Here is a 2,399-nt window from a genome sequence, read left to right on the forward strand (position 1 = left end):
GGTTATATTGTAGAACAGGATGAAGAAAACCTAATTGCATTTGCTGAAATAGAGGGAGTTGCTTGGGCAGAACATTCCTTGACTGTAGCCTTCAAATTAGAATGGGTTCAGGCCATCAGACGTACATTATGGCAATTTTTGAATCAGTTTGACCGTATGAACGGGAAATTCAGTGATAATGACGAATTTTTCGTATTGGAAAAGAGAATCAATGACCAGGTTGACCAATTTTTGAATACCTTCTTCCTGACCTATACCAATTATAAGGATGAGCTTTTGAACTCTCAGAGAAAATTAGTAGAACATTTATCTGTTCCTATCATTCCAATCAGCACTTCAGTGGCAGTATTGCCTTTGATTGGCATGATCGATGAATATCGTATGCAGATTATCGAGGAAAAAGTCCTGATGGATATTTCCCGACTTAAAGTCCAAACTCTGATTATGGATCTATCCGGTATTGCAGAAATGGAAATGAACGTAATTGACCATTTCCAAAAAGTATTGAATGGGATCAACATGATGGGTTCAAAGGCTGTCATTACAGGAATGCGCCCTGAGCTTGTGAGAAAAATGATCCATACAGGAATTAGCTTTCTCCAGAAGGCAGAGACAAGAGGAACCCTTCAGCAAACACTAAAGCATTATCTTGATAGTGAAAATGCGATGTAAAATCTAAGGAACAAGTTAACCCCCTTGTATAGCTCAAGGGGGTTTTTTGTAACGAATTAATAGAAGTACATCTTACAATCTTTTATCCAATTCAAGGAGAAGGTTATTATTTTCCTCAATGTCCTTGTGGATTCCTTCTATTTCAGATGCTATTGTATACTCCTGCTCTTTGACGGACAAAATCCGTTTCTGCTGCATCTGCTGCTGTTCTGTAATTTGTCTAAGGCTTTCAGCAAGCTCAGAGCTTTCATTGCGGATGGACTGAATTCCTGAAGAAACATCTGTTAATTCCCTATTTTGACCTTGAACCTTCACATCAATTTGATGCATAAGACCGTCAAAATCCTTAAAGGAATCGAAGCTGGAGTTAATTTTAGTTTCAATTCCATTGAGCTGAGCTGAAATATCTTGCGAAGCCTCGGCTGAAGCAGTCGCGAGCTTTCCAACTTCCTTCGCCACTACGGAAAAACCTTTTCCATGCTCACCGGCACGTGCTGCCTCGATTGATGCATTAAGTGCCAGGATTTTCGTCTGTGCGGCAATGCCTGAAATCGTTGAACTGATGCTGCCGACCATTTGCGTCAGGCTCACAAGCTCTTTAAGCAATTCAGATGTCTGTGCCATATGCGCTGAAGCCTGTTTATTATCCTCGGAGATTGCCGACGTTTCCTCCACCACTTTACGAATCGTATCACTATACCTATTTATTTTAGATTCCATCTGTTCGAAGACAGAGAAAAATTGTGAAAGTGCCTCATTATTGTGCTCGAGCTGAGCAGCCAGATCGTCAATTGAAGATAAATTATGGTTTACGCTCTGCTTGATCGTTTGGGTAGAGAAAACAATGTCGTTGAATGTCTCCTTCATCGCTCCAACAAAAACCGCAGCCTGGCCCGAATCGGCAGCTTGTCCAGGTCCTTCAGATGTGGCCTCAAGACTTTTGGCCATCTGGATAATTTCTTCTATCGCAGGACGGTCAAATTGTGAGTCTCCGATATAACTGTACTGGATCGTATGGTTTTTATCCAAAACGTACGTACTTGGGATCGCGATCCGGAAGCTATCCCATTTAATTGGCACGAATACTTCGTATTGTTTGATGACTGTTCTTTTTTCATCCGAAAGGATTGGAATCTTGATTCCCTCTTTATCCACGTATACCTGGATACCATTTAAGTTCTGTCCGGCAATCCCAAGGATCTGGATTCCTTTTTCCCTTAAGACATCATAAAATTCGTTCAGCTGGACCAGCTGATTCCGGCAATTCGGTCACCACGTTCCCCTTAAGAAAACAAGAATGACCGGCTGCTCACTGTAGTCTGATAATGTATATTGTTTATTGTTCGTGCCAGGCAAAGTAAAATCCGGCGCCTGCTTCCCCACATTCAATCCTTGATTAGCCAATAAAATCTCTCCTCTTTCACCATTCAGTCTTTAAAAGGACATCAATATTATTATCGGCTTTTTTTCTCAATTCTTAAAGTCACAACTCTCTATGAGCCTCTAAATCATCAGGATTTCCCGGATATCTTCTTCTGTTAGGGTTGCGGTCGCTTTTTCTTCAATAATTTCTTCAATCATATTTCTTTTTCGATCCTGCAGTTCATTCATTTTTTCCTCAATTGTTCCGCGGGCTATCAGCTTGATTACCTGGACGGTATTTTTTTGACCCATCCGGTGAGCACGATCTGCAGCCTGCTCCTCAACCGCAGGGTTCCACCATAGAT

At 41.4% G+C, this 2,399-nt stretch carries 3 protein-coding genes; 1 reads left to right on the forward strand and 2 read right to left on the reverse strand.

Annotated features, from left to right (window positions below; translation table 11 throughout):
* The coding region (locus WB217_RS10330) for an STAS domain-containing protein (protein ID WP_423993137.1) at nucleotides 1-672 on the forward strand (672 nt) is incomplete at its 5' end.
* A 72-nt stretch (nucleotides 673-744) separates the two neighbouring features.
* Here the strand turns inward: WB217_RS10330 and WB217_RS10335 are convergent.
* Together WB217_RS10335 and WB217_RS10340 are read right to left on the reverse strand one after the other, a co-directional pair.
* Nucleotides 745-2,055: a redoxin domain-containing protein gene (locus WB217_RS10335; protein ID WP_423993141.1), complete on the reverse strand. Its 1,311-nt coding sequence runs from the start codon at nucleotides 2,053-2,055 to the stop codon at nucleotides 745-747.
* A gap of 120 nt (nucleotides 2,056-2,175) precedes the next feature.
* Nucleotides 2,176-2,399 (reverse strand): hypothetical protein (locus tag WB217_RS10340; RefSeq protein ID WP_423993139.1); only part of this gene is annotated, 224 nt, incomplete at its 5' end.

This window comes from Mesobacillus sp. (assembly GCF_049588175.1).
Lineage (GTDB): Bacteria > Bacillota > Bacilli > Bacillales > Cytobacillaceae > Mesobacillus.